Origin of the sequence: Tritonibacter mobilis F1926 (genome assembly GCF_000376545.2) — a bacterium.
Classification (GTDB): Bacteria; Pseudomonadota; Alphaproteobacteria; order Rhodobacterales; family Rhodobacteraceae; genus Epibacterium; species Epibacterium mobile.
In genome coordinates, this window is sequence record NZ_CP015230.1 from 3,102,959 (window position 1) to 3,128,016 (window position 25,058).

Here is a 25,058-nt window from a genome sequence, read left to right on the forward strand (position 1 = left end):
GTGAAAGCGGTGGATTGAGAGGCTGCGGCCGCTGGGATATGACAGTTTTCGACTAGGAGAGGACGAAGACCGACATGCCCAAAGCCAAGATCACCAATGAAGAGGCGCTGGCCTTTCACCTGGAACCCAGCCCCGGCAAATGGGAGGTCACCGCGACGGTCCCCATGACCACCCAGCGAGATCTGTCCTTGGCCTATAGCCCCGGCGTGGCGGTCCCCTGTGAGGCGATCGCCGAAAATCCCGAACTTGCCTATGATTATACCAACAAGGGCAATCTTGTTGCGGTGATCTCCAACGGGACGGCGGTTCTGGGGCTTGGTAATCTCGGCGCACTCGGCTCCAAACCGGTGATGGAAGGCAAATCGGTCCTCTTCAAACGCTTTGCGGATGTGAACTCCATCGACATTGAGCTCGACACAGAAGATCCAGACGAGTTCATCAACGCTGTGAAGCTGATGGGGCCGACCTTTGGCGGTATCAACCTCGAAGATATCAAAGCGCCCGAGTGTTTCATCATCGAACAGAAGCTCAAGGAAGAGATGGATATTCCGGTCTTCCACGATGACCAGCACGGCACCGCGGTGATCTGTGCCGCTGGCCTGATCAACGCGCTGCACCTGTCTGGCAAGAAAATCGAAGATGTCCGGATCGTTCTCAATGGGGCAGGGGCTGCAGGTATCGCCTGTATTGAGCTTTTGAAATCCATGGGCGCGCGGCATGAGAACTGCATCGTCTGCGACACCAAAGGTGTGATCTACCAGGGCCGTACGGAGGGGATGAACCAGTGGAAATCGGCCCACGCGGTTAAGACCGAGTTGCGCTCTCTTGAAGACGCTATGAAAGGCGCGGATGTCTTCCTCGGCGTGTCGGTTAAGGGGGCTGTAACGCAAGAGATGGTGAAATCCATGGCCGATAATCCGGTCATCTTTGCCATGGCGAACCCCGATCCCGAGATCACCCCCGAAGAGGCGCATGAGGTCCGCGTGGATGCCATCGTTGCCACTGGGCGTTCGGACTATCCGAACCAGGTGAACAATGTGCTGGGCTTTCCCTACCTGTTCCGTGGGGCGCTCGACATTCATGCGCGCGCCATCAACGACGAGATGAAAATCGCCTGTGCCCATGCACTGGCGGGTCTGGCCCGCGAGGATGTGCCGGATGAGGTGGCGCTGGCCTACGGCAAATCGCTGTCCTTTGGTCGCGACTACATCATCCCGACGCCGTTTGACCCGCGCCTGATCCACCGCATCCCGCCTGCGGTTGCCAAGGCCGGTATGGATACTGGCGTGGCGCGCCGTCCGATCATCGACATGGACGCCTACGAACATGGCCTGCGTGGACGGATGGACCCGACGCAATCGATCCTGCGCGGCCTCAACGCGCGTGCCCGTGCGGCACAATCACGTATGATCTTTGCCGAGGGGGATGATCCGCGTGTGCTGCGTGCGGCTGTGACCTATCAGCGCTCGGGCTTTGGCAAGGCGCTGGTGGTTGGCCGTCAGGAGGATGTTAAAGCCAAGCTCGAAGAGGCTGGTCTGGGCGATGCGGTGCGCGAATTGGAAGTGGTCAACGCGGCCAATACGCACCACTTTGATGCCTATAAGGAATTCCTTTATAACCGCCTGAACCGTAAGGGTTTTGATCGCAAGGATATCCACCGTTTGGTGGGACGTGACCGCCATGTGTTTTCTGCGCTGATGCTCGCGCATGGGCATGGCGACGGTCTGGTGACCGGGGCCACCCGGAAATCCGCGCATGTGCTGGAAAAGATCAATCACGTTTTTGATGCCGATGCAGAACATGGTGTGGCCGGGGTAACGGCGCTCTTGCACAAGGGGCGGATCGTTTTGATCGGCGATACGTTGGTGCATGAATGGCCCAATGAGAACGATCTTGCCACCATCGCAGAGCGTGCAGCGGGTGTGGCCCGCCACATGGGGCTTGATCCACGGGTGGCCTTTGTGAGCTTCTCGACCTTTGGTTATCCGGTGTCGGAGCGGGCGGAAAAAATGCACATCGCGCCGACCGTCCTGGATAAACGCGGCGTTGATTTCGAATATGAGGGCGAAATGACCGTGGATGTGGCGTTGAACGCTAAGGCGCAGGAACACTATCCGTTCCAGCGTCTGTCTGGCCCGGCCAATATTCTGGTGGTGCCGGCACGTCACTCGGCCTCGATCTCGGTCAAGCTGATGCAGGAAATGGGCGGAGCTACAGTCGTAGGGCCGATCCTGTCCGGCGTCGATAAGCCGATCCAAATCTGTTCCACCACATCGACCGCCAATGACGTGCTGAACATGGCCGTTTTGGCCGCCTGCAACATTGGCTGAACCATAAAGGGGGGCTGTTTATGGCTATCTGGAACCTCGGTTCGATCAATATCGATATGGTTTACGCCCTGCCGCATATGCCGCAGCCGGGTGAAACGCTGGCAGCCACGTCCTTTGAACAAGGGCTGGGTGGCAAAGGTGCGAATATGTCTGTTGCCGCCGCACGGGCGGGCGCCCATGCCTGCCATATCGGTGCGATCGGGCCGGAGGGAAAGTGGTGTGTGGACAGGCTGACTGAATACGGTGTCGATACGCGCCACATTGCGCAAATCGACACCGCTACCGGTCACGCAATCATTGCGGTCGACCCTGCGGGGGAAAACCAGATCATCCTTTATCCCGGTGCAAACCGAGTTCTGAGTGAAGATCAGATTGGTCAGGCGCTGAGTGCAGCGAACGCAGGGGATATTCTGTTGATCCAGAATGAAACCAACATGCAGGCTGAGGCTGCGGAAATGGGTCGTAAGCTCGGCTTGCGTGTCGCGTATGCAGCGGCGCCCTTTGATGCGGATGCTGTGCAGGCGGTTTTGCCCTTTATGGACCTGCTGTTCCTCAATGAGGTTGAGGCCGCGCAACTGGAAGAGGCGACGGGTAAAGCGCCGCAGGATCTGGGTGTACAGGATGTGATTGTCACATTGGGCGCAAAAGGCGCTCGGCATTTCGATGGCCGCTCTGGGGACGTGACGGATATTCCCGCGCTGAAGGTCACGCCCGTAGATACGACGGGGGCAGGAGACACATTCACCGGCTATGTGCTGGCGGCGTTGGATCGTGGATTGCCGATGGCGCAGGCGATGGCACAGGCCTCACGCGCAGGTGCATTGATGGTCACGCGCCACGGTGCGGCAGATGTTATCCCAGATCTGAAAGAGATTCAGAACGCCAAGTTTTGAAGTGCAGAAACCCGCGAACCATAGAAAGGGGCCCGCAGCGGCCCCTTTTTTCATATGTTTTGCAGTGTCTTTGTAGTGTCAGTGTGTTCCGACGAAAGGCGCATCTTTACCCCAGAGCTCTGCAACGCGGGTATCGCGACCACATGCGGTGCGATAGCGCTTGTAGGCTTTGGACTGGCGCAGCGGGCCAAAACGGGTCAGCACCAGATTGTCGCCTTTATAGTAATCCTGATGGTAATCTTCCGCCTTATAAAAAGTGGTGGCATCAAGGATTGGGGTTACGATGGTACGTCCCAGCGCAACTTGAGCCTCTGACTTAATCCGCTCTGCCAGAGCCTTTTCGCCTTTGTTAGAGACGAATATCGCACTTCGATAGGGTGCTCCGCGATCACAAAATTGTCCGCCTGCATCCGTGGGATCAATCGAGCGGATGAACAGTTTCAACAAGCTCTCGCGGCTCACGACCGAAGGATCAAAGAGGATTTTCACCGCCTCATAATGTCCGGTTCCACCGCCCCCAACTTGCTTGTAAGTCGGGTTGCGCGTGGTGCCGCCAATGTAGCCAGAGACTGCCTCGGTGACACCTTTGACGGACTCAAAATCGCTCTCCACGCACCAGAAACAACCTCCGGCAACGATGAGCGTTTCCTGCGTTTGAGCGCGTGCCTCAACCCCTCTGGTCAATGCGCCAATGATAATCAGCGCGGCCAGCGCGAAATGTTTGACAGTGTCCAGACGTCCCATAGCATCCTCCTAAAGGGCCAGCACTTGCTAGCAAGGATCAGGATGCCCGAAGCTGAAAACTCAGCCAAGGTGGTGACATCATTTGTCACGCATCGGTGACGGCAGTTTACCGGCCGGAGCCCAAAAGGCCTGAGTGGTTCATCCGATCAGTTTTCCCAGCTTCATTGCGACACCCATGTCGCCGGAAATCTTGATCTTGCCCATCATGACAGCTGTCATCGGGTTCAACTGACCGCGTAGGAGCTTTTTCAGGTTTTCCGTGCTGAGGCGCAATGTGCAGTCGGTGGGTTGCTCTTGAGTGGTCACAGAACCATTATCAAGAATGATCACACCGTCAGTGCCACAGTCGAATTTCAACGATCCATCAAAGTTCTTCCCATCCAGACCGTCGCGAATGTCTGTCGCAATCTGTTCCAGCATGAATGTCCCTCCCATGACGCCTATCCCACAGCCATAGGAGGTGCAGGCGTGGCGTGACAAGCGTGACCAAAGGGAAAGGGAGGCAGCGGCTGATCAGTCGGTTAATTGGTGTACCCAGTCTAGGGAGTTGCCAGTATCAACTTTTAGGAAACCACCGGTCTTATATCCTCGAAGCGTACAGTCTTTGTCTCCTCGGATCGAGAATGAGTCGCGCTGATAGCAGAAAGTGTACTCGCCAGTCCAATTTCCGGCGCGGCTCTCTGCGCGGATGTAATAGTAACGGTTCTTCAGATCACCGACGACTGCAATCGCACATTCGTCTGGCTGAAGCGTCCACCACCCCTCGGACACCCAGTCCTCGCCATCTTTATAGCCGATGGACGCAAAAGCCTCACTGCTGGTTTCGTTGCAGATCTCAAAATCTGCCAGAGCCGCTGAGCCACAGAGCACCATCAGGGCGCCGACGATCAAAGGCCTCATGATGCCCTCCAAAGCTGATTACTCCGCACGAAATCTAACGAATCTGGCGCAAAGCGCGACAGGTCATTTACGCAGAAATTTCCCCATTTTGATTTGGGTCAGCTGATTTCGTCAACCGTCGGCGTGCAGGGCGCACCGTCAAAGAAGGTTTGAATGATTTCGGCGCATTGCTCCGGGGCGTTTGGAGCGGCTGCAAAGAGCGTCATAGAAGAGCGCAGTTTCTTGGCTTCGACCTTGCCCAGAATATCAATGGCGGGTGTGTCATTGTGTGAGAGCATCAGGTCGCACACCTCAATGAGACGCTGGCGCAGAACCGGATGGTCCAGATAGGCCCGCGCTTCATTGACGTCCTCAAGCCCATAGAGCTGCGACATATGAGACTGCCCGAGGCTGGCCAGTTGGGGAAGGACGAACCACATCCAGTGGCTCGTCTTTTTCCCAGCTTTCAACTCGGCGACGACATCGCCCCAGACCGCGTCCTGAGCCTCGACAAACATGTCGAGCTCTTCTTCCAGATCCTCTTCGGGGAACTCTTCTTCGAAGTCGTCGTCGATGCTCATTATTTCACTCGACGATTGCGAGCGGCGAGCAGCTTGAGGCGCAGCGCGTTGAGTTGGATGAAGCCCTGTGCGTCTTTTTGGTCATATGCGCCTGCGTCCTCTTCAAAGGTCACATGCGCCTCGGAATAGAGCGAATGCTCGGACCAGCGGCCAACGGTTTTGGCGGAGCCTTTGTAGAGTTTCAGACGGACGGTGCCGGTGACATGCTTCTGGCTCTCATCAATCAGCGCCTGCAACATTTCACGCTCCGGGGAATACCAGAAGCCGTTGTAGATCAGTTCCGCATAGCGCGGCATGATCGAGTCCTTCAGGTGGCCTGCACCACTGTCGAGCGTGATCTGTTCGATACCGCGGTGCGCTTCCAGCAGGATGTCGCCGCCGGGGGTCTCGTAGATGCCGCGGGACTTCATGCCGACGAAACGGTTTTCCACAAAATCCAAGCGACCAATGCCGTGCTTGCGACCATATTCGTTGAGTTGAGTCAGGATCGTCGCCGGGCTCATGGCCTCACCGTTGATCGCAACCGCATCACCTTTTTCAAAGGTGATTTCGATGAACTCAGGCTCGTTTGGCGCATCCTCGGGGTTCACCGTGCGCTGGTAGACATAATCGGGCGCCATTTCCGCCGGGTCTTCCAGAACCTTGCCCTCGGAAGAGGTGTGCAGCAGGTTTGCATCGACCGAGAAGGGCGCTTCGCCGCGCTTGTCCTTGGCGATTGGGATCTGGTTTGCTTCGGCAAATTCCAGCAGTTTGGTGCGCGAGGTCAGATCCCACTCACGCCAAGGCGCGATCACTTTGATGTCGGGGTTCAGAGCATAAGCGGACAGCTCGAACCGTACCTGATCGTTGCCCTTGCCGGTCGCACCATGGGACACCGCGTCGGCACCGGTGGCTTCTGCGATCTCAACAAGACGCTTGGAGATCAGCGGACGCGCAATCGAGGTGCCCAGCAGATAGAGGCCCTCATAAACCGCATTGGCGCGGAACATCGGGAAGACGAAATCGCGGACGAACTCTTCACGGATGTCCTCGATAAAGATGTTTTCCGGCTTGATGCCCAGAAGCTCTGCTTTTTTGCGCGCAGGCTCCAGTTCCTCGCCCTGGCCGAGATCGGCGGTAAAGGTGACAACCTCGCAGCCGTATTCGGTCTGCAACCATTTCAGGATGATCGAAGTATCAAGGCCACCGGAGTAGGCCAGCACAACTTTCTTGGGCGCGGACATGGGTTTTCCTCTTGATCAGAACGTCAAGCGCCGTAGCGCCTTTTGCATCGGGTTGCAAGGTTTACGGGGTTTCCTACACCTGAACTGATGATAAGATATCGAGCAAATTTCCAGACCTAGAGGATATTTAAGTGATTGGTTGGAAGATATTTTCTCATTCCCTGAGCATGGTTTTGCGGAATTTGGGTTGGGCCTTGCAGATTGCATTGGTCCCGGTATTGATCGCGATGGTCTGTATCGCCGCCTTGCTATGGGGGCAATTGGGCGAGCTGCTGGATAACCAAGGAAGACTGGATTATGTACCCAGCGGTGGTTTGGTGACGTCGATCCTGTTGTCTGCTGTGATCTTCATTGCGGCGGAGCTTTGGGTGTTCGTCAGCTGGCACCGCTTTGTTTTACTTGAAGAATACCCGACAGGCTGGATTCCGAAATTCCACGGGGACCGCATTCTTGCGTATTTTGGCACCAGCTTGTTGCTCGGTCTGGTCATCGTGTTGGCTTGGGTTGTGATTGGGGGCGTATTTACTGCGGTGGGTGCGATGCTCAGTTCGACAGTTTTCAGCATCATCGTGCTCTTCATCGCCATGATCGCGATTGGCATCCTCTTCTTCCGCTTGCTTCCCACACTTCCCGCTGCGGCGATTGGAGAAAAACTCAGCTTCAGCGAGTCGATGGAGGCCACCAAAGGGACAGCGGGTACCGCTATCGTGTTGTTTCTCGTGCTGATGCTGGTCCAAATACTACTGCAGCTCATAACCAACGTCTCGATCTATGTGTTCGCGCCCTTGGGCCTTGTGTTTGCGGTTGTGTCTGCGCTCATCATGACGCTTGTAAATGTGTCTATCCTGACGACGATTTATGGGCATTACGTGCAGGGGCGTCCGATCTGATCGTAGCCCAATCGACTGAGTGATCTGCCGCGCCCTCTTGCCTTGGGCGCGGCTTTGGGCCACCAAATCCCCATGACCAACTTCCGGACCCAGGCCAAAGCGGCCGAGGCGGCGATGCGCGATGTCTTCCCGCCCACGCCGCTGCAACGCAATGAACTTCTGTCTCAGCGCTTTGGCGCGGATATCTACCTCAAGCGCGAGGATCTGAGCCCCGTGCGCTCGTATAAGATCCGTGGCGCGCTGAATGCTATGCGCAAGCAGACTGGCAAGGATCTGTTTGTCTGTGCCTCTGCGGGAAACCACGCTCAGGGCATGGCCTATATGTGCCGGCAAATGGACAAGCGGGGTGTGATTTTCATGCCTGTGACAACTCCGCAGCAGAAAATCCAGAAAACCCGTATGTTCGGTGGAGATAACGTCGAAGTTCACCTGATTGGCGACTATTTCGATGACACGCTCGCGGCCGCGCAGGCGTGGTGCGCCGAAAAGGGCGGGTATTTTTTGTCACCCTTTGATGATGCCGATGTCATAGAAGGTCAGGCCTCAATCGCGGTTGAGATCGAAGCGCAGCTTGGCAAGTCCCCGGATCATATTGTGTTGCCTGTCGGCGGCGGCGGGATGTCATCAGGTGTGGTTCAGTATTTTGGCAATGACGTACACGCTTTGCTCGTCGAACCTGAAGGTGGTGCTTGCCTGAAGGCGGCGCTTGAGGCCGGTCAACCTGTGCCGTTGGGGCGGGTTGATACGTTTGTGGATGGCGCGGCCGTCGGTAAGATCGGCGAACGACCGTTCGATATTTTACGCAACGTGCCGCTCCCGGATGTGCTGACTCTGTCAGAAGATCGCATCTGTACCACCATCCTTGAGATGTTGAACGTCGAAGGCATTGTGCTGGAACCCGCAGGCGCTCTGGCTGTCGAGGCGCTGGGTGACCTGCGGACTTGGATCAAAGGCAAGACCGTCGTGTGCCTGACATCTGGTGGAAATTTTGATTTCGAACGCCTGCCAGAGGTCAAGGAACGGGCGCAACGTTATTCCGGCGTGAAGAAATACTTCCTGTTGCGGCTGCCGCAGCGTCCCGGCGCGCTGAAGGAATTCCTGAATATCCTCGGCCCTGACGACGATATTGCACGCTTTGAATACATGAAGAAATCCGCGCGCAACTTTGGTTCGGTGTTGATCGGGATTGAGACCAAGCAACCGGAAAATTTTGCGCCACTCTTTGCGCAACTTGATGCGGCAGGGTTCACCTATACTGACATCACCAATGACGAAACACTGGCACAATTTGTGATCTGAGGCCGCTTGGCCTCAGGACATTTTTTTTACGTCAGCAAGGAAATGTGCTTTGGATTGGTCATAGCTGGCAAAGACCCGAGACAGGTCGACAGCGTCGGCTTGTCCGTTTGCAGAGAGGCGCTCACCCTCAAAGCAGAGGTCAGAAAAGTCTTGGAACCCTAGGTTCAGGGCGCTGCCTTTTAGAAAATGCAGATCCTGCTCAAGTTGCGACCGGTCGCCGGACTTGAGTTTATCAATGACGCCTTCGACCTCTTCGAGGAAGAGCTCGATCACTTCCTCAAAGCCGTCATCTCCGACTTCTTCTTTCAGTTCGCGTACGCGTGGCCAATCAATCATCGTCTTCTTCCAACACTTTCGGGCGAGACCTGTCTAGCCTATGTCAAAGTGAGTAAAAGTATAGTAAAGAACAAAAAATCGACTAAAAGTGTATTTTTCATCAGCTATTAAGCTGATCAGGTGTTTTCTAAGAAGGTCACGAGGGGACACGCCGCGTTAATGAGGGATTGTCGGTGCTGCCAGAGCATTCAATTGAAGGCGAAGACGTGCCTGTGAGCGGGTCCATCCGACGAGTGTTGGTCGTGGACGACAGCCGCTTGCAGCGTCGTATCCTTGTCGCATCACTGAAAAAGTGGGGCTTTGACGTTGTCGAAGCCGAAGGCGGTGAGGAAGCGATGGATATCTGCCGCGCCGATCCGCCTGACCTCATTCTCAGCGACTGGATGATGCCGGGAATGAACGGCATCGATTTTTGCCGTGCCTTTCGTGCGGAATCCCATGAGGCCTATAGCTACTTTATTCTCCTCACCTCGAAGAGCGAGAAAAATGAGGTAGCAGAAGGGCTTGATGCTGGCGCCGACGATTTTCTGACGAAGCCTGTGAGTTCTGACGAACTGCGCGCCCGCATTTCTGCGGGCGAACGGATTTTGCGTATGCAGCGAGAGCTGTTTGAGAAAAACCGGATCGTGTCGGAAACTCTCGATGAGCTGCAGACCGTTTACGACGCCATCGACAAAGACCTTATTCAAGCACGTAAAATTCAGGAATCTCTGGTCCCAGAACTGACTCGTGGTTTCGGTGCATCAGAAGTGAACCTGCTGCTGAAACCCTGCGGCCATATCGGTGGCGATTTGGTCGGGATGTTTTCCCCGGGAATCAACCGACTTGGATTCTATTCGATTGATGTGTCCGGCCACGGGATCACGTCGGCAATGATGACAGCGCGGTTGGGTGGATATCTGTCGTCCACTTATTTCGATCAGAACGTCGGCATGGAAAAGAAGTTCAACCGCTTCTACGCCTTGCGCCCACCGGAAGAGGTGGCAAGCGTATTGAACGCGCGTCTGATTGCCGACACTGGGATCGAAGAGTATTTCACCATGGCCTACTGCATCGCCGATCTGCGCACAGGCGTGGTCAAGATGGTGCAGGCGGGGCACCCTCATCCCTTACTGCTGCGTGCGGATGGCTCCATGGAGTTTATCGGTCGGGGTGGTGTGCCGGTGGGGCTGGTGCCAGATGTCGACTACGAGCAAGAAGAATTCATCATGGAGAAGGGCGACCGGCTGCTTCTTTATTCCGATGGCTTCACCGAGGCGCATCTGAAAGATGGGTCTATGCTTGATACCGAGGGTCTCGTCGATCTCGTCAAGCAATGCGACCCCAAGCGCAGCGGCAAAGAGTTCTTGGATGACCTTTATTGGCATCTCACCCAAGTGATGGGGGATGATAAGGGGCTGGAGGATGATATCTCCGCCACTTTGTTCGAATATCAGGGGCCCTGATATTCAGCCTAAGCGCGCAAGTAACGCGGCAAAATACTGATCTCCCGCATTGCCGAGCACTTCGCTTGCATCTTCTATAGGCATCCAAAGAGCGACATGGTCCTTCTCGACCGGTTCACTCAGCTGCAGCACCGGGCGCGCGGTATATATGTGGCAGATCTTTTCCGCCCAAAGGTTGTATTCGGGCATATAGACAAAACGGCGAAAGGCTCCGATACGTTTTGGGGTGGCAATCTTCCAGCCAGTTTCCTCGTATACCTCACGGTGCAACGCGGGAATGGGCGATTCGCCCTCATCAATGCCGCCACCAGGAAGTTGAACATCCGGGGCCGGACCATACTGGCAGGTCAACAATAGTTGGCCATCGCGTGGCAGCAGCGCGTATGCACCGGGGCGCAAACGATAGGTTTGATCTCTGCGCGGAGCCTCTCCAAAACGTCTGATCACCGGTCTCCCCTTCACTCTGATGCTGAAAAGCCTATATAGCGTCGGTATGCCAATACCCGGCCGTTAAGGAAACCCCATGACACTTGGTTCGAAAATCGCGTGGGACGATACCGTCCTGCCCTTCCAGCTTGATGCATCCGACATGCGTGGCCGCGTGGCGCGGCTGGACGGCGTGCTGGATGGTATCCTGAAACAACATAATTATCCGCAATCGGTAGAGGCACTGGTGGCCGAGATGGCGCTGCTGACGGCGCTGATCGGTCAGACCATGAGCCTGCGCTGGAAACTCTCGCTGCAGGTGCAGTCCAAGGGTGCGGTGCGGATGATCGCAACCGATTATTATGCCCCGGAAAAAGAAGGCGAGCCTGCCCGAATTCGCGCCTACGCGAGTTTTGATGCCGACCGCATCACCGATGGCGCGCCTTTTGAACAAGTGGGCGAGGGTTACTTCGCGATCCTGATCGACCAGGGCGAAGGCACGCAACCCTATCAGGGGATCACCCCGCTGGCTGAGACGTCATTGTCGCAATGTGCCGAAGCTTACTTCGCGCAGTCTGAACAATTGCCGACGCGCTTCTCTCTAAGCTTTGGTAAAAGCTCTGAACCGGGTAAACCCGAACACTGGCGCGCAGGTGGCATCATGCTTCAGCATATGCCCAAGGCCTCGCCCTTTGCTGCGCAAAGCGATGGCTCTGGCGAAGTTCTGACTGCTGCTGATCTGGTTTCGGGTGAAGAAGAAGAGAACTGGAATCGCGTCAATATTCTACTGGAAACGGTGGAGGATTTGGAACTCATCGGTCCTTCGGTTTCACCGAGCGAGTTGCTTTTGCGCCTGTTCCACGAAGAACGTCCTCGGGTTTATGATGCGCAATCCGTACGCTTCGGGTGCACATGTTCCGAAGAACGCGTGCGCCAAAGCCTGTCGATCTATTCGGCCAAGGACATCAAAACGATGACCACCGATGATGGGCGGGTGACCGCGGATTGTCAGTTCTGCGGCGCGCATTACAATCTCGACCCTGCGACGCTTGGCTTTGACGCCTCGCAGGAGTGAATCCTGTGTCAGCGCTTGAGGAGAAAATCAACAAGGCGCTGGCGCGCTCTCAGACGGCAACGTCTGATTTTGATCTCAACCCCGACACTGTACTGCCAGAAGGGCGCAAATTACGCCCAGCGGGTGTGTTGGTCGGGATTGAGACCTTCGGCGCTGCACCGCAGGTGGTTTTGACCAAACGCTCCTCCGCCCTGAAACACCACCCGGGCCAGATTGCGTTTCCCGGTGGCAAAGTGGACGCTGGTGATCGGGACGTCACGGATGCTGCCTTGCGGGAGGCGTGGGAAGAAATCGCGTTGCCACGTGACTTGCCAAAGATACTCGGACATCTGTCCAGCCACGAAACCGTGACAGGGTTTCAGGTGACTCCAGTGGTTGCATTGATTGAACAGCCGTTTGAGGCACGCGCAGAGGCAGGCGAAGTGGCAGAGATTTTCCGCGCGCCACTCTCGCACATCCTTGATGTTGAACGATATCAGGTGCAATCCCGCCGTTGGCGCGGCACGCGGAGGTATTACTTTGCGGTGCCATTCGGTCCCTATTACATCTGGGGGGCGACTGCGCGCATGTTGCGCGGCTTTGCTGCGATGATGGATATTCGATGAAAATAGATCAGCCTTGGCTAACTTCAGCTTCTACCCGCGCGGTTTGCGATGCGTTGACTGCGGCCAGAGCGGAGATCTATTTCGTCGGTGGCTGTGTGCGAAATGCCCTGCTGCAAGAACCGGTCTCGGATCTGGATCTCTCCACGAACGTTGAGCCTGAGCGGGTAATCGAGGCTGCGACCATTGCGGGCCTTAAGGCGATACCGACGGGAATTGATCATGGGACCGTGACGGTCGTCGCGGATGGCATCCCCTTTGAGATTACCACTTTTCGCAAGGATGTGGCGACGGATGGGCGCCGGGCCGTCGTGGCCTTTGCGACAGATATCGCGGAGGATGCGCGGCGGCGTGACTTTACCATGAACGCGCTTTACGCCCGCCCGAACGGTGAGGTCGTTGACCCCCTCGGAGGGCTGGATGATCTGCGCGCCCGCAGAGTACGGTTCATTGGAGACGCAACTCAACGCATCCGCGAAGATTACCTGCGCATCTTGCGGTATTTTCGGTTCCATAGCTGGTATGGCGATGCCGCCGAAGGGTTCGATCCCGAGGCGCTGGGCGCGATTGCCGAGACGCAGGAGGGGCTGGATCACTTGTCGCGCGAACGTGTCGGTTCCGAGATGGTGAAACTGCTCAGTGCTGCGGACCCTGCACCTTCGATTGCGACCATGCGCCAGATCGGTGTGTTGGCGCATGTCTTGCCCGGTGCAGACGATCGTGCGCTTGCGCCTCTCATACATCTTGAGGCCGGGATGCCCATTGAGGCGGAAACCCGCCTTGCAGCGCTGGGCGGAGATAACATTCAGGACACCCTTCGGTTGAGTAAGGCAGTAGCGGCGCGGGTAGCGCTTTTGCGACAGTTGGCGGAGGGTATGGCTGGCGCGGCAGAGCTTGCGTATCGCCATGACGTAGATACTGCAAGACGCGCCCTAATGTTGCGCTCGGCCCTTCTGGAAACGCCACTATCACCTGAGTTAGAGCCTGATATTGCGCTGGGTGCATCCGCTAAGTTCCCGATCTCTGCTCAGGATTTGATGCCCTTTGTGCAGGGCGCCGCGCTGGGCCACGCGCTCAAAACGCTAGAGGCTGAGTGGATCGCAAGTGGCTTTCAAATAGACAAACAAGGGCTGATAGAGCGCCTGCCTGACATAGGCTAAGTAAACTGTCAGAAAAATTTCTTGGCCCTAAAAGCGTGACAAAACGATTTTGCCGCGCTACCCATAAGGGCGTGAAACGACGATGGCAGGAGGAATGCTGATGTATTACGGGATCTGGAACGACATTTAACGTCCGAGTCCTGCCCGTAGGGTGAACCGGGGACTTCGGTCGCCGCCTTTCGCCATGCGCATCGCATTTTTCTATTCTTTGCTCAAATTGATGGAGCAACACCATGTTTCGCTTCTTTGAAAACCTCGTAAACCCCTATTGCGACTATCCGGAAACGGACACTCCGCCAACCAAACTCTGGCCGTTTATGCGTGACTATGCGCAGCCGTTTAAGTCCGTGTTCTGTGCGGCCGGCGTGATGTCTATCATCGTTGCCGCGATTGAGATCGGCTTGATTTCCTATATGGGACGGGTCGTTGATATCCTTGCAGGGTCACCAGAAGAATTCTGGAGTAATCACGGCACTGAGCTGATCCTGATGGCGCTGTTTGTTTTGCTTCTTCGTCCGGCATTGCAGCTCATTGATGTGTTGTTGCTGAACAATACGATTTTGCCAAACTTTGGTACGCTGATCCGCTGGCGGGCACATAAACATGTTTTACGCCAATCGGTTGGCTGGTTTGAAAATGACTTCGCCGGACGTATCGCCAATAGGATCATGCAGACGCCACCTGCCGTCGGAGAGGTTGTTTTTCAGGTCTTTGACGCAATCACCTTTGCGCTTGCCTATCTGGTTGGTGCGGCGCTTTTGCTTTGGGGGGCTGATCCCCGGCTGCTGATGCCTTTGGTCATCTGGTTTGTCCTTTATGGCGCGCTGATCCGCTGGACAGTGAAACGGGTCGGCCCCGCCAGTCAGGCCGCGTCGGATGCGCGGTCGACTGTGACCGGGCGCGTCGTGGACAGCTATTCCAATATTCACTCGGTAAAGATGTTTGCCCATCACAACCGTGAACTCGATTACGCGCGTGAAGCGATCGAGAACACACGCACCACATTTCAGGCCGAGATGCGGATTTTTACCATCATGGATGGTGTTCTGGTCCTGCTAAACGGCCTTTTGATTGTGGGTGTTGTAGGCTGGGGGATTGCGCTCTGGATGCAGGGGCTGGCCTCTGTGGGTGTCGTTGCAGCCGCGACAGCACTGACTCTTCGGCTGAACTCCATGACCGGTTGGATCATGTGGGCACTCACGAGCTTTTTCCGTCAACTTGGTGTGGTGTCCGAGGGGATGGAGACGATTGCTCAGCCGATTACACTGACCGATGCCAAGGGTGCAAAGCCATTGCAACTGACCAAGGGTGAAATCACCTTTGACCATCTTTCGCACCACTATGGCCGTGGTGTTGGGGGGCTTGATCAGCTGAACCTGACAATCCGTCCCGGTGAAAAAGTGGGTCTAATTGGGCGATCCGGGGCAGGAAAGTCAACTTTGGTGAAGCTGCTCCTGCGGTTCTATGACACCGAACAGGGGCGCATACTGATCGACGGTCAGGATATATCAACGGTGACGCAGGACAGCCTGCGCCAGCACATCGGCATGGTGCAGCAGGACAGCTCGCTCCTGCATCGCTCTGTGCGGGATAACCTGCTCTATGGTCGCCCGGACGCATCAGAAGAAGACATGATCGCGGCAGCTCGGAAAGCGCATGCGCATGACTTCATTCTCGATCTTGAGGATCCGCAAGGTCGCAAAGGTTATGACGCACATGTGGGCGAGCGCGGGGTGAAACTCTCGGGCGGTCAGCGTCAGCGTGTGACACTCGCGCGGGTAATCCTGAAGAACGCTCCTATCCTGCTTCTGGACGAGGCCACATCGGCGCTGGATTCTGAAGTCGAGGCGGCCATTCAGGAAACGCTCTACGGTATGATGGAAGGCAAAACGGTAATTGCTATAGCGCACCGGCTCTCCACCATTGCGCAGATGGACCGTATTCTGGTGCTAGATCAGGGAAAAATCGTCGAAGAAGGCACACATGAGGCGCTTTTGTCGGATCGCGGCCTATATGCACAATTCTGGGCGCGCCAATCGGGCGGGTTCCTGAATGTAGAGGCCGCAGAATGAAGCTAGGAAACCTGATCGACGCGTTCCAACCTGCAGATGGTCCACCGCCGCAGACACTTGGCGCATTCTTGCGCTGGTGTCTGTCCGGGGCGTGGCTGATGCTTGGTGTTGCGGCGATCTGTTCTGCACTGGCAGGCGGGTTGGAGGCGGGTACGGCCTATATCCTTGGCAAAGTTATCGACACCGCGGTCGCCAGCGGGCCCGAAGGATTCTTCGGTGCCAATATTGCGATTATCTTTGCCGCTCTTGCGTTTTTCTTGCTGGTGCGGCCGGTGCTGTTTGGCCTGTCCGCCGCGACTAATGCTATCATTCTGCAACCAAACGTAAATCCGCTTGTCTTGTCCCGACTCAACCGCTGGACCTTGGGCCAGTCGGTGCGGTTCTTTGATGATGATTTTGCCGGACGCATCGCTCAAAAGCAAATGCAGACCGCCAGCGCTGTTACGTCTGTCGTGTCAGAGGTTATCAATGTTGTCGCCTTCGCGCTTGCGTCGCTTGCGGGGGCTATGGTCTTGCTGGGCGCGGTTGATCTGCGCATCACTCTGCTCTTTGGGATTTGGCTTATTGGCTATTTTGCCATGATCCGCTGGTTCTTGCCGCGAATTCGCAAGGGCTCCGCTAAACGAGCAGGCGCGCGGGCCAATGTATCCGGGCAGGTTGTCGACACGATTACGAACATCAAGACCGTGCAGCTCTTTGCCCATGCGGATCACGAAGAACGCGGCGCGCAGGATGCAATGGTGACCTTCCGGGAACGAGCGTTGGAGTTCGGGTATTTGTCGGCATCCTTCCGGTTTTGCCTGATGACCCTTGCCGGGGTTTTGCCGGTTCTGCTGATTGGTGCGACGCTTTGGCTCTGGCAGAATGGCAGCGCGAGCGAAGGGGATATCGTTGCGGCTGGGGCGGTATCGATCCGGATTGCGCAAATGACAGGCTGGGTCAGTTTCACGTTGATGGGGATCTATTCCAATGTGGGCGAGATCGAAAACGGCATGAAAACGCTGGCGCGCCCCGACCGGATTGAGGACACACCAGATGCTGGCGCACTTCAAGTTGATGCGGGAGAAATCGTTCTTGAGGACCTGAGTTTTAGCTATGGGCGCGAAGTCGGTGGGATTTCAGACCTGTCCCTGACCATTCATCCCGGCGAAAAACTCGGCATCGTTGGGGCATCCGGGGCGGGTAAGTCGACATTGGTCTCACTGCTGTTGCGGCTCTATGAGCCAGAAAAAGGCCGTATTCTCATTGATGGCGCTGATATTTCCGATGTCAGCCAGAACTCACTGCGTAGCCAGATCGGTATGGTCACGCAGGAAACTGCGATGTTCAATCGCTCAGCGCTCGACAATATTCTCTATGGTCGTCCGGATGCCAGCCGTGATGCCATCATTGCGGCCGCGCGCGCAGCAGAAGCACATGAATTCATCATTGATCTTGAGGACGGGAAGGGGCGCACCGGGTATGAGGCCTACCTTGGTGAGCGCGGGGTGAAATTGTCCGGTGGGCAACGCCAGCGCATTGCGCTTGCGCGTGCGATTTTAAAGGACGCGCCCATTCTGGTGCTGGATGAGGCAACTTCAGCCTTGGATTCTGAGGTAGAAGCCTCGATCCAATCAGCCCTGACGCGGGTGATGGAGGGAAAAACCGTGCTTGCGATTGCACACCGGCTCTCAACGCTTGCAGAGATGGACCGGATTATCGTCATGGATCATGGTCGGATCATCGAGCAAGGCAGTCATGATGAGCTGCTAGAGCGCGACGGGCTTTATGCGCAGTTCTGGCACCGGCAGTCTGGTGGCTTCATTCGAACCGAGCAAGACACCAGCGCCGCCGCAGAGTAATTCAGATCCACGCGTTTTCTGGCTTTTGCCAATTCCGCTCTCGCGGTAATGCAGGCGCATGACAGACGCAGCCAGAACCAGAGCCACGATTGAACGTTTGGGACACCAGGGCGACGGGATCGCCTCGGGTCCTTTGTTTGCACCGCGCACCTTGCCCGGAGAGATCGTCACCGGTGTCGTGCAGGGTCAATCCCTCACTGACATTAGAATTGAACAGCCCTCAGAACATCGCGTTCAAGCGCCGTGTCGCCACTACAAATCTTGTGGTGGATGCCAGTTGCAGCACGTAAGCGATGATTTTGTGGCGCAGTGGAAGACGGATATCGTTCGAAACGCCCTGCTATCACGCGGGTTAGAGACTGAGTTCCGTCCAATCTTGACCTCGCCGGCGCACTCCCGCAGGCGCGCGACGATTGCGGTTAAACGGACCAAGAAAGGTGCTATGGCGGGCTTTCACGGACGGGCCTCGGACGTAATCACAGAGATACCCGATTGCCAGCTTTTGGCTCCTGACCTGATGGCTGCGCTGCCTATGGCTGAGGATCTGGCGATTATTGGCGCTAGCCGCAAAGCCCCCTTGTCTGTGACGGTCACGACTTCAGAGGTGGGGCTCGATGTGTTGGTTCGCAATGGAAAACCGCTCGATGGGCCGTTGCGCATTCAGTTGGCGCAGGCGGTGGAGCGCCACAAGCTGGCGCGGCTTACATGGGATGATGAACCTCTGGGAATGGAGCAGCCACCGACACAGCGGTTCGGTGTTGCGCGCGTTTGCCCTCCACCCGGCGCATTCTTGCAAGCGACACCTGAAGGTGAGGCTGCGCTGGTATCAGCAGTGCGGGATGCCGTAGGCGGTGCCCGCCGCATCGTGGATCTTTTTGCCGGGGCCGGTACGTTTTCTCTGCCTTTGGCGACGGGTGCCGAGGTTCACGCGGTCGAAGGTGAGCGTGAAATGATGCAAGCGCTTGAGCAAGGTTGGCGTAAAGCGCAGGGCCTCAAGAAAGTCACCACTGAGACGCGCGATCTGTTCCGCAACCCGCTTCTTGTCGAGGATCTGCGCAAGTTTGGGCAGGTTTTTGATGCTGTGGTGATTGATCCGCCACGCGCTGGTGCCGAGGCGCAAGTCCATGAGTTGGCGAAAGCAAAGCTGCCCACTATCTCCTATGTGTCCTGTAACCCGATCACCTTTGCCCGCGACGCCGAAGTGCTTGTTTCCGCTGGGTATAGATTGAATTGGGTACAGGTCGTTGACCAGTTCCGTTGGTCATCGCATACGGAGCTGGCAGCGTCGTTGAGCCTGTCCTGACCCCGAATCCTAAGGAGCGCCTTTTAAATGATTGATCGAATGAAATCCGTATTGGACAGCGATGGGTTTAGCCGGTTCATCACCGCCGTCATCCTGCTGAATGCGGTGACATTGGGAATGGAAACTTCCGATACGATCATGGCGCGTGCTGGGGATCTGGTTTTGTTGATCGACAAGCTGTGTTTGGTCATCTTTGTTCTGGAGATCGCGGCTAAACTGATCGTGCGGCGGTTGAGGTTCTTTGTAAACGGCTGGAATATATTTGATTTCCTGATCGTTGGCATTGCATTGGTGCCGGGTGCTCAGGGCTTTTCCGTGTTGCGGGCGCTGCGGATCTTGCGTGTTCTACGCGTGATCTCCGTCGCACCGCGCCTGCGCCGTGTGGTCGAGGGGTTCATCACCGCATTGCCCGGCATGGGCTCGGTGTTCCTGTTGATGGCGATCATTTTCTACATTGGCTCTGTCATGGCCACGAAACTGTTTGGGGATAACTTCCCGGAATGGTTCGGCAGCCTCGCTCTCTCGGCCTACTCACTGTTTCAGATTATGACGCTGGAGAGCTGGTCGATGGGGATCGTGCGGCCGGTGATGGATGTCTACCCCTACGCCTGGGCGTTCTTTGTACCATTTATCATGGTCACAACCTTTGCAGTGGTGAACCTGCTGGTGGGTCTGATCGTGAACTCTATGCAGGATGCGCATTCTGAAGAAGAAGGCGAACGCACCGATGCCTATCGAGATCAGGTGCTGACACGTCTGGAAGCGATCGAAGCACGGATCGCGCGGCTTCAGGATGAAAAGACGCAAAAGTGATTATCTTTTCTTAACCAAGTTTGATGTATTATTAAGCCAAGAGCACAAAGCAAAAACGAGCGGACAGATCAAAACCATGCACAGGCGTACATTCGGGGCAGGTATACTTGCCACCCTCGGAGCAGCAGGATGTTCTAGCGGCCCAAATATTCGGCGTTACAACGGCCCTCCGGTCACTTCTATTGTGATCAATAAAGGCAGCCGCAGGATGTATTTGTTGAATGAAACTAAGGTTCTAAAAGAATATGAGGTCGGGCTGGGCTTTGCTCCGGTTGGCCACAAACAAATCGAAGGTGATGGCCGCACGCCGGAGGGGACGTATCGTATCGACCGCCGTAACCCTCGCAGCCAATTCTACCTTTCGCTTGGAATTTCGTATCCCAATGCAGCTGACCGAGCATATGCCAGCTCACTTGGTGCAAGTCCGGGCGGTGATATCTTCATCCATGGTGAGCCCAATGATCGCGCTGACCGACGCCGGGCGGCGCGCACGCAAGATTGGACAGCGGGCTGCATTGCGGTGAGCAATGAAGAGATCGAAGAGATCTGGTCCATGGTGAATGACGGCACAACTATCACTCTGCGCCCCTGAGCCATTCTTCTCAGGCTCACAACAGATTTGCAGACCACAAAAACAAAAAAGGCCGCCCTCATCTGAGGGCGGCCTTGATTCTATGTCAGACATAAACGGCGTCTGATCACTCTGCCATCAGCAGAGTCCACCAGATCTTACCATTGGATTCTTGGAACCACGAAAACCCCATGTTGCGCGCTTTGGCGTCCATAATCACAGAGCGGGTGCCTTTATCTTCCATCCAAGCAGTGAGAGTCTGTACTTCGTTCTCATATGTTTCTGCGATGTTCTCGCCGACCAAGGCGCCGGAGTATCCAACCCGCGCCACACGATCGAGCGGCGAGGAGCCGTCAGAGCCAAAGTGCCAGGGGCGGTTTTGTACGGACATGTCGCGGGAATGGGTCGCAGCGGCAGCGTTTAGTTTGCTGTCGAGCTGAACAGTCGGGTTTCCCGCAGCTTCGCGCAGAGCGTTTACAGAATCAAGCATGCGGAACTGCGTGCGTTCCTCATTGCGAATCTTATAGACACCGGTCCCGGTCGCGCTGCCATCGTTGCCAGTTGTACATGCCGCAAGGACAAAGCTCGTCAGTGTAGCCAGAAGCAGGAATACGCGTGTCATTCTAAACCCTAAAAGTGTTCGATCACAGCGTCCCATAGCTTTCCTGTGACTTATAGGCAAACCCGGCAGCTTCACTTTCACGAGATTTCAGGGGATTGAATTGCGACTGCGGCATTCCAGCCATAGACTGCTCCGCACCAGAGCCCTCAGCCAGAGAGAACTTTCTGATGACACGCAAAATCACTTTTCTAACATCACGCCGGCAGTTTCTCGCCGGATCCGCATCCCTTCTGGCGACTTCGGCGCTGGCACAATCGCTGCCTGATGCCGAAGAGCCGGCCTTTGATCCGCTGCGCCCGCCGCCGGAACCGGAACCCAGCGTCAAGCGCAATATATCTTCGTTTCGCGCCAAGAGCTGGCGGCCTTATTTCGACAATTTGCGCCGTGGGGCAATCCTTGTGGATATTGACAGCCGGGCGCTGCACTTCTGGTCCGAAGATCAGAGTGTTTACAAGTTATTCCCGTCTTCCGTACCTTTAAGTGACGACCTGACACGTCGCGGCCGTACCAAGATTGTGCGTAAGGTCGAAGGACCGGGATGGGCACCAACCCCCAACATGCGCAAGCGCAATCCTGAATGGCCTGCGTATATTCCGCCGGGCCCGGATAACCCGCTTGGAACGCACGCGCTCTACCTGAGCTGGAAGTACTATCGAATCCACGGCACGCACGATACGCGCAAAATTGGCCGCAAATCCTCTAACGGTTGCATCGGTCTCTACAACGAACACATCGCTGAGCTCTACAAACTCACCCGATCCGGCACTCAGGTGTTGCTAATTTGACGACAACCGCTGCAAGCTGGATGAGAAGCATTTAACAAGCAATTGCAATCCGGTGGGAATCCCGCTTAGAAAAAACTCACGAGGTAAGTCTTGAGTGCGCACATCATATGTGTGCTGTGCGCGTATCCTGGAGGTTAATATGAAAAAACTCGTTATTGCTGCCGCACTGGTCGCTGCCGCTTCCGCTGCATCCGCTGGTAACCTGGCTGAGCCGATCGTTGAAGCACCGGTTATCGTAGAAGAAGCAACCGGTTCTTCTTCCGGCATCCTTCTGCCGCTGCTGCTGCTGGTCATCGTGGCCGCTGCTGCTGCAAGCAACTAATCGTTGCTCTAAAGAACAAGAAAGGCGGCTGGATCTCCAGCCGCCTTTTTTTATTGCTCGCTCGGGATACCCTTGTTTCATACAGGTTAGCTCAGTCGAGCCAGCCCTTGAGGTTGTTGCGAATAACGCTCGACAGGGCGGAGATATGCGCGTCGCTGTCATTGAGGCAGGGAATATAGGTGAAGTCTTCACCGCCCGCGTGCTCAAAGCTCTCGCAGATCTCCTCATTGATCTCTTCCAGCGTCTCGATGCAGTCCGCCGAGAAAGCCGGTGCGATCACTGCAATGTTCTTCTTGCCCTGTTTCGCCAGCTCCGCGACATGTTCGACCGTGTAGGGACGCAGCCACTCCTCAGGTCCAAAGACCGACTGAAATGTGGTTGTGATCTGTGATTCGTTCCAACCCAAACGCTCGCGCAGCAGTCGCGTCGTTTTTTGACACTGGCAGTGATAGGGGTCGCCCTGCATCAGGTAGCGCTTGGGCATGCCATGGTAAGAGCAGACGAGAATGTCCGGCGTCTTTTCCATCTTGGCATAGGCGTCCTCGACCGACTTTGCCAGCGCATCGATGTATTCGGGGTGGTCGAAATAGGGTTCGATCGTGCGCGCCGCTGGCTGCCAGGGCTGATCCATCAACACGCGGAAGAACTGGTCATTTGCGGTCGCCGACGTGGCGCCAGCATATTGCGGATAAAGCGGCACAAAGAGGATCTTGCGGCACCCGGCGGCGATCATCTCTTCGACCTTCGACTTGGTAGAGGGATTGCCGTAGCGCATGCAGAAATCCACCATCACACGGTCGCCGTAGACCTCTTCCATCGCTTTTGCCATGGCGTTGGTCTGGTCCTTGGTGATCGTCATCAGCGGGCTTTCGCCCTTGTCGTGATTCCAGATCGACTTGTAAGCCTCACCAGAGGCGAAGGGGCGCTTGCTGAGAATGATCAGCTGCAACAGCGGCTGCCATTTCCACGACGGATAGTCGATCACCCGCTTGTCCGAGAGAAATTCGCTCAGATAACGGCGCATCGGCCAATAGCTGTAGTGATCGGGAGTTCCGAGATTTGCGAGCAGGATGCCGACCTTCTCCGCCTTGACCGGCGGATGATCCGCAGGGGCATTGTCAGGGCGGGTCGCAGTTGAGGTCGCATCCAGCATGGGCAAGGGTCCTGTGTGGTATGAAAACAAATAGTGTGTCGAGTGTTACGTCGATACGGCGGGAAAGGCCAATTGGATCATCTCACTGCGACCATTGGCTCAGGTTATCGTTAGCCTTCGGGCAGTTTGGTCTCCGGCACCTTCAGCGCATCCGCGAGACGTGCCTTGGCGGAACCGGGACGCAGGGGTTGGGGCTGGCTGTCGGCTGGCGACCAACCCGTCAGGCACACCATCTCGAAGGTTGCGGCGAGCCGGCCGTCTTCTGCAGCGAAGTTCTGGGCGTAGATGTGATCGGCAAGTGTAAACACCGCACGGCGCGTGGGTTTGCGCAACCTCTGAGTCATTGTGTTGGTTTCACCCATATCGCGCAAATCTCGCATCAAGTGCGCAAGGTCGCGGTAATGAACTGTCAGGGGCACAAGATCCGCAACCGGCAGGGCAAATCCCGCCCTTTGCAAAAGAGCGCCGAGATCACGAATTTCGCCCATCGGTGCAACCCTCGGGGACAGACCTCCGCTGACGTAGGTCTCTGCCTCCGCAAGGGCGCTGCGCAATTCGTGCAGGGTTTGACCGCCAAGCGTTACAACCAGCAGCAAGCCATCTTCTTGCAGCGCGCGTCGGCACTGGATCAACTGCCCCACCGGGTCATTGGCACAATGAAGCGCCATCACATGGATCACCAGATCATGCGCTTTTGGTTCCAGATCCAGAACATCGTCATCCGAGATGATCTTTGCGTCTGGCAGCAGGTCCGCCCAGGGCTCCGCAAAAGGCGCGATAATCGCGGGCTTGGTAAAGACTCTCTTAACCATGCTGAGTCGATCCTCGACCTCGTCTCTGGCTAAGTCGTGCAGAAACATCGCCTCCGGTTTGCGCCGGGCGCGACGCAATTGCAGTGCGTCACGGTCAAAGATCTGGGGATGAGCCATCGGTTCTTTTGTCATGAGGTGTACCTATGACGTTGCGGGCACGGATTCAAACGGCAGTTTCACTGGTCTACCCCGCGCGTTGTCTGAACTGCGGCGGGTTGGTTGAGAGCGATTTCGGCCTGTGTAGCGCCTGTTGGCGCGATACGACGTTTATTTCTGGGTTGGTCTGCGATTGTTGTGGTGTGCCGCTCCCGGGTGAGGCGGACGGGCAGAACGTACACTGCGATGAGTGTTTGAGCAGCCCAAGAGACTGGGAGCAAGGGCGGGCTGCGATCCTGTATGGCGGGCAGGGACGGCGCTTGGTTCTCGCGCTCAAACACGGAGACAGAACGGATTTGGCGCGGCCTGCATCCGGTTGGATGGCACGTGCGGCACGCGATCTTCTTGGCTGCAGACCGCTCCTGGTGCCGGTTCCCTTGCATTGGACACGACTTTTGCGGCGCCGGTATAATCAATCCGCATTACTGGCACAGGCGCTTGCGGCGCGTGGGGGCTGCGAATGTTGCCCCGATGCCCTAATTAGAGTCTCAAAAACGCCCATGTTGGAGGGGCGCAGCCGGGCAGAACGGATGACTCTTCTGGCCGATGCGATCAGGCCGAACCCACGCATGAGTGAGCGATTGACCGGAAGGCAGGTGCTCTTGGTGGATGATGTGATGACCAGCGGGTCGACGCTTTCTGCCTGTGCGCGGGCGTGCATAGATGCGGGGGTTGATGGCGTGAGCGTTGTTGTCCTCGCGCGGGTCACGGCAGCGTGAAAACTC

The 25,058-nt window shown here is 56.2% G+C and carries 26 protein-coding genes; 16 read left to right on the forward strand and 10 right to left on the reverse strand.

Annotated features, from left to right (window positions below; genetic code table 11):
* The first annotated feature begins 74 nt into the window (after positions 1–74).
* Positions 75–2,330 (forward strand): NADP-dependent malic enzyme, encoded by a 2,256-nt coding sequence (locus tag K529_RS14660; RefSeq protein ID WP_005618734.1) that lies wholly within the window; start codon positions 75–77, stop codon positions 2,328–2,330.
* Positions 2,331–2,350: 20 nt separating this feature from the next.
* Positions 2,351–3,223 carry a ribokinase gene (locus K529_RS14665; RefSeq protein ID WP_005618736.1) on the forward strand — a complete coding sequence of 291 codons (873 nt, stop codon included), beginning with the start codon at positions 2,351–2,353 and terminating at the stop codon, positions 3,221–3,223.
* Between the two features lie 78 nt (positions 3,224–3,301).
* Here K529_RS14665 and msrA read toward each other — a convergent pair whose 3' ends face one another.
* The 5 genes from msrA to K529_RS14690 form a co-directional block, all read right to left on the reverse strand.
* Entirely contained in the window at positions 3,302–3,967 is a 666-nt protein-coding gene (gene msrA / locus K529_RS14670) for a peptide-methionine (S)-S-oxide reductase MsrA (protein WP_005618738.1), read from the reverse strand.
* Positions 3,968–4,105: 138 nt separating this feature from the next.
* Positions 4,106–4,387, reverse strand: coding sequence for an SCP2 sterol-binding domain-containing protein (locus K529_RS14675; protein ID WP_005618741.1), 282 nt, complete (start codon positions 4,385–4,387; stop codon positions 4,106–4,108).
* Positions 4,388–4,480: 93 nt separating this feature from the next.
* Complete coding sequence (locus tag K529_RS14680) at positions 4,481–4,867, reverse strand: DUF1036 domain-containing protein (protein WP_005618744.1); 387 nt, start codon at positions 4,865–4,867, stop codon at positions 4,481–4,483.
* A 98-nt stretch (positions 4,868–4,965) separates the two neighbouring features.
* Positions 4,966–5,427 (reverse strand): DUF1810 domain-containing protein, encoded by a 462-nt coding sequence (locus K529_RS14685; RefSeq protein WP_005618749.1) that lies wholly within the window; start codon positions 5,425–5,427, stop codon positions 4,966–4,968.
* A complete protein-coding gene (locus K529_RS14690) occupies positions 5,427–6,650 on the reverse strand; it encodes an argininosuccinate synthase (protein WP_005618752.1) in 1,224 nt (407 codons plus the stop codon). Before K529_RS14690 ends, K529_RS14685 begins: the two co-directional genes overlap by 1 nt.
* 131 nt (positions 6,651–6,781) lie before the next feature.
* Between K529_RS14690 and K529_RS14695 the strand changes: the two genes are divergently transcribed.
* Together K529_RS14695 and ilvA are read left to right on the forward strand one after the other, a co-directional pair.
* Positions 6,782–7,540, forward strand: a complete 759-nt coding sequence (locus tag K529_RS14695; RefSeq protein ID WP_005618761.1) for a hypothetical protein — start codon at positions 6,782–6,784, stop codon at positions 7,538–7,540.
* A gap of 72 nt (positions 7,541–7,612) precedes the next feature.
* Positions 7,613–8,839: a threonine ammonia-lyase IlvA gene (gene ilvA, locus K529_RS14700; protein WP_005618762.1), complete on the forward strand. Its 1,227-nt coding sequence runs from the start codon at positions 7,613–7,615 to the stop codon at positions 8,837–8,839.
* 12 nt (positions 8,840–8,851) lie between these two features.
* Here ilvA and K529_RS14705 read toward each other — a convergent pair whose 3' ends face one another.
* Positions 8,852–9,175 carry an Hpt domain-containing protein gene (locus K529_RS14705; RefSeq protein WP_005618769.1) on the reverse strand — a complete coding sequence of 108 codons (324 nt, stop codon included), beginning with the start codon at positions 9,173–9,175 and terminating at the stop codon, positions 8,852–8,854.
* A gap of 173 nt (positions 9,176–9,348) precedes the next feature.
* Between K529_RS14705 and K529_RS14710 the strand changes: the two genes are divergently transcribed.
* The gene (locus K529_RS14710) at positions 9,349–10,620 is read left to right on the forward strand and encodes a PP2C family protein-serine/threonine phosphatase (protein WP_009177873.1); all 1,272 of its coding nucleotides are present in this window, start codon (positions 9,349–9,351) and stop codon (positions 10,618–10,620) included.
* Between the two features lie 3 nt (positions 10,621–10,623).
* On the opposite strand, the gene K529_RS14715 is transcribed toward K529_RS14710, so the two are convergent.
* On the reverse strand, positions 10,624–11,067 hold the full coding sequence (locus tag K529_RS14715) for an NUDIX hydrolase (RefSeq protein WP_005618772.1): 444 nt from the start codon (positions 11,065–11,067) through the stop codon (positions 10,624–10,626).
* Positions 11,068–11,143: 76 nt separating this feature from the next.
* Between K529_RS14715 and hslO the strand changes: the two genes are divergently transcribed.
* The 8 genes from hslO to K529_RS14755 all read left to right on the forward strand — a co-directional run bounded on the left by hslO (position 11,144) and on the right by K529_RS14755 (position 20,504).
* Positions 11,144–12,121 carry an Hsp33 family molecular chaperone HslO gene (hslO, locus tag K529_RS14720; protein ID WP_005618773.1) on the forward strand — a complete coding sequence of 326 codons (978 nt, stop codon included), beginning with the start codon at positions 11,144–11,146 and terminating at the stop codon, positions 12,119–12,121.
* 5 nt (positions 12,122–12,126) lie between these two features.
* Complete coding sequence (locus tag K529_RS14725; protein ID WP_005618775.1) at positions 12,127–12,726, forward strand: CoA pyrophosphatase; 600 nt, start codon at positions 12,127–12,129, stop codon at positions 12,724–12,726.
* Entirely contained in the window at positions 12,723–13,883 is a 1,161-nt protein-coding gene (locus K529_RS14730) for a CCA tRNA nucleotidyltransferase (RefSeq protein WP_005618777.1), read from the forward strand. The genes K529_RS14725 and K529_RS14730 overlap by 4 nt, the downstream gene beginning before the upstream one ends.
* Before the next feature lie 233 nt (positions 13,884–14,116).
* Complete coding sequence (locus tag K529_RS14735; RefSeq protein ID WP_005618778.1) at positions 14,117–15,955, forward strand: ABC transporter ATP-binding protein; 1,839 nt, start codon at positions 14,117–14,119, stop codon at positions 15,953–15,955.
* A complete protein-coding gene (locus K529_RS14740; protein WP_005618779.1) occupies positions 15,952–17,796 on the forward strand; it encodes an ABC transporter ATP-binding protein in 1,845 nt (614 codons plus the stop codon). The genes K529_RS14735 and K529_RS14740 overlap by 4 nt, the downstream gene beginning before the upstream one ends.
* A 58-nt stretch (positions 17,797–17,854) precedes the next feature.
* Positions 17,855–19,099, forward strand: a complete 1,245-nt coding sequence (locus K529_RS14745; RefSeq protein WP_040642073.1) for a class I SAM-dependent RNA methyltransferase — start codon at positions 17,855–17,857, stop codon at positions 19,097–19,099.
* A 27-nt stretch (positions 19,100–19,126) separates the two neighbouring features.
* Positions 19,127–19,912 carry an ion transporter gene (locus K529_RS14750; RefSeq protein WP_009178244.1) on the forward strand — a complete coding sequence of 262 codons (786 nt, stop codon included), beginning with the start codon at positions 19,127–19,129 and terminating at the stop codon, positions 19,910–19,912.
* A 76-nt stretch (positions 19,913–19,988) separates the two neighbouring features.
* Positions 19,989–20,504: a L,D-transpeptidase family protein gene (locus tag K529_RS14755; RefSeq protein WP_039983420.1), complete on the forward strand. Its 516-nt coding sequence runs from the start codon at positions 19,989–19,991 to the stop codon at positions 20,502–20,504.
* Positions 20,505–20,610: 106 nt separating this feature from the next.
* On the opposite strand, the gene dalA is transcribed toward K529_RS14755, so the two are convergent.
* Positions 20,611–21,105, reverse strand: coding sequence for a divisome-associated lipoprotein DalA (gene dalA, locus K529_RS14760; RefSeq protein WP_005618791.1), 495 nt, complete (start codon positions 21,103–21,105; stop codon positions 20,611–20,613).
* A gap of 167 nt (positions 21,106–21,272) precedes the next feature.
* Here dalA and K529_RS14765 point away from each other — a divergent pair, with 167 nt between their 5' ends.
* Together K529_RS14765 and K529_RS14770 are read left to right on the forward strand one after the other, a co-directional pair.
* The gene (locus K529_RS14765; RefSeq protein ID WP_005618792.1) at positions 21,273–21,890 is read left to right on the forward strand and encodes a L,D-transpeptidase; all 618 of its coding nucleotides are present in this window, start codon (positions 21,273–21,275) and stop codon (positions 21,888–21,890) included.
* A gap of 139 nt (positions 21,891–22,029) precedes the next feature.
* Positions 22,030–22,212: a hypothetical protein gene (locus K529_RS14770; RefSeq protein ID WP_005618794.1), complete on the forward strand. Its 183-nt coding sequence runs from the start codon at positions 22,030–22,032 to the stop codon at positions 22,210–22,212.
* Positions 22,213–22,303: 91 nt separating this feature from the next.
* On the opposite strand, the gene hemH is transcribed toward K529_RS14770, so the two are convergent.
* Together hemH and K529_RS14780 are read right to left on the reverse strand one after the other, a co-directional pair.
* Positions 22,304–23,365 (reverse strand): ferrochelatase, encoded by a 1,062-nt coding sequence (hemH, locus tag K529_RS14775; RefSeq protein ID WP_005618796.1) that lies wholly within the window; start codon positions 23,363–23,365, stop codon positions 22,304–22,306.
* A 110-nt stretch (positions 23,366–23,475) separates the two neighbouring features.
* Positions 23,476–24,309, reverse strand: coding sequence for a class I SAM-dependent methyltransferase (locus K529_RS14780; protein WP_005618797.1), 834 nt, complete (start codon positions 24,307–24,309; stop codon positions 23,476–23,478).
* Between the two features lie 11 nt (positions 24,310–24,320).
* On the opposite strand from K529_RS14780, the gene K529_RS14785 reads away from it, so the two are divergent.
* Positions 24,321–25,052, forward strand: coding sequence for a ComF family protein (locus K529_RS14785; RefSeq protein WP_040642077.1), 732 nt, complete (start codon positions 24,321–24,323; stop codon positions 25,050–25,052).
* The last annotated feature ends 6 nt before the right edge of the window (positions 25,053–25,058 follow it).

Coding starts and splice junctions, on each gene's coding strand:
- K529_RS14660 (WP_005618734.1), top strand. CDS start 75: ATGCCCAAAGCCAAGATCACCAATGAAGAGGCGCTGGCCTTTCACCTG.
- K529_RS14665 (WP_005618736.1), top strand. CDS start 2,351: ATGGCTATCTGGAACCTCGGTTCGATCAATATCGATATGGTTTACGCC.
- msrA (WP_005618738.1), bottom strand. CDS start 3,967: ATGGGACGTCTGGACACTGTCAAACATTTCGCGCTGGCCGCGCTGATT.
- K529_RS14675 (WP_005618741.1), bottom strand. CDS start 4,387: ATGCTGGAACAGATTGCGACAGACATTCGCGACGGTCTGGATGGGAAG.
- K529_RS14680 (WP_005618744.1), bottom strand. CDS start 4,867: ATGAGGCCTTTGATCGTCGGCGCCCTGATGGTGCTCTGTGGCTCAGCG.
- K529_RS14685 (WP_005618749.1), bottom strand. CDS start 5,427: ATGAGCATCGACGACGACTTCGAAGAAGAGTTCCCCGAAGAGGATCTG.
- K529_RS14690 (WP_005618752.1), bottom strand. CDS start 6,650: ATGTCCGCGCCCAAGAAAGTTGTGCTGGCCTACTCCGGTGGCCTTGAT.
- ilvA (WP_005618762.1), top strand. CDS start 7,613: ATGACCAACTTCCGGACCCAGGCCAAAGCGGCCGAGGCGGCGATGCGC.
- K529_RS14705 (WP_005618769.1), bottom strand. CDS start 9,175: ATGATTGATTGGCCACGCGTACGCGAACTGAAAGAAGAAGTCGGAGAT.
- hslO (WP_005618773.1), top strand. CDS start 11,144: ATGACACTTGGTTCGAAAATCGCGTGGGACGATACCGTCCTGCCCTTC.
- K529_RS14730 (WP_005618777.1), top strand. CDS start 12,723: ATGAAAATAGATCAGCCTTGGCTAACTTCAGCTTCTACCCGCGCGGTT.
- K529_RS14735 (WP_005618778.1), top strand. CDS start 14,117: ATGTTTCGCTTCTTTGAAAACCTCGTAAACCCCTATTGCGACTATCCG.
- K529_RS14740 (WP_005618779.1), top strand. CDS start 15,952: ATGAAGCTAGGAAACCTGATCGACGCGTTCCAACCTGCAGATGGTCCA.
- K529_RS14745 (WP_040642073.1), top strand. CDS start 17,855: ATGACAGACGCAGCCAGAACCAGAGCCACGATTGAACGTTTGGGACAC.
- K529_RS14750 (WP_009178244.1), top strand. CDS start 19,127: ATGATTGATCGAATGAAATCCGTATTGGACAGCGATGGGTTTAGCCGG.
- K529_RS14755 (WP_039983420.1), top strand. CDS start 19,989: ATGCACAGGCGTACATTCGGGGCAGGTATACTTGCCACCCTCGGAGCA.
- dalA (WP_005618791.1), bottom strand. CDS start 21,105: ATGACACGCGTATTCCTGCTTCTGGCTACACTGACGAGCTTTGTCCTT.
- K529_RS14765 (WP_005618792.1), top strand. CDS start 21,273: ATGACACGCAAAATCACTTTTCTAACATCACGCCGGCAGTTTCTCGCC.
- K529_RS14770 (WP_005618794.1), top strand. CDS start 22,030: ATGAAAAAACTCGTTATTGCTGCCGCACTGGTCGCTGCCGCTTCCGCT.
- hemH (WP_005618796.1), bottom strand. CDS start 23,365: ATGCTGGATGCGACCTCAACTGCGACCCGCCCTGACAATGCCCCTGCG.
- K529_RS14780 (WP_005618797.1), bottom strand. CDS start 24,309: ATGACAAAAGAACCGATGGCTCATCCCCAGATCTTTGACCGTGACGCA.
- K529_RS14785 (WP_040642077.1), top strand. CDS start 24,321: ATGACGTTGCGGGCACGGATTCAAACGGCAGTTTCACTGGTCTACCCC.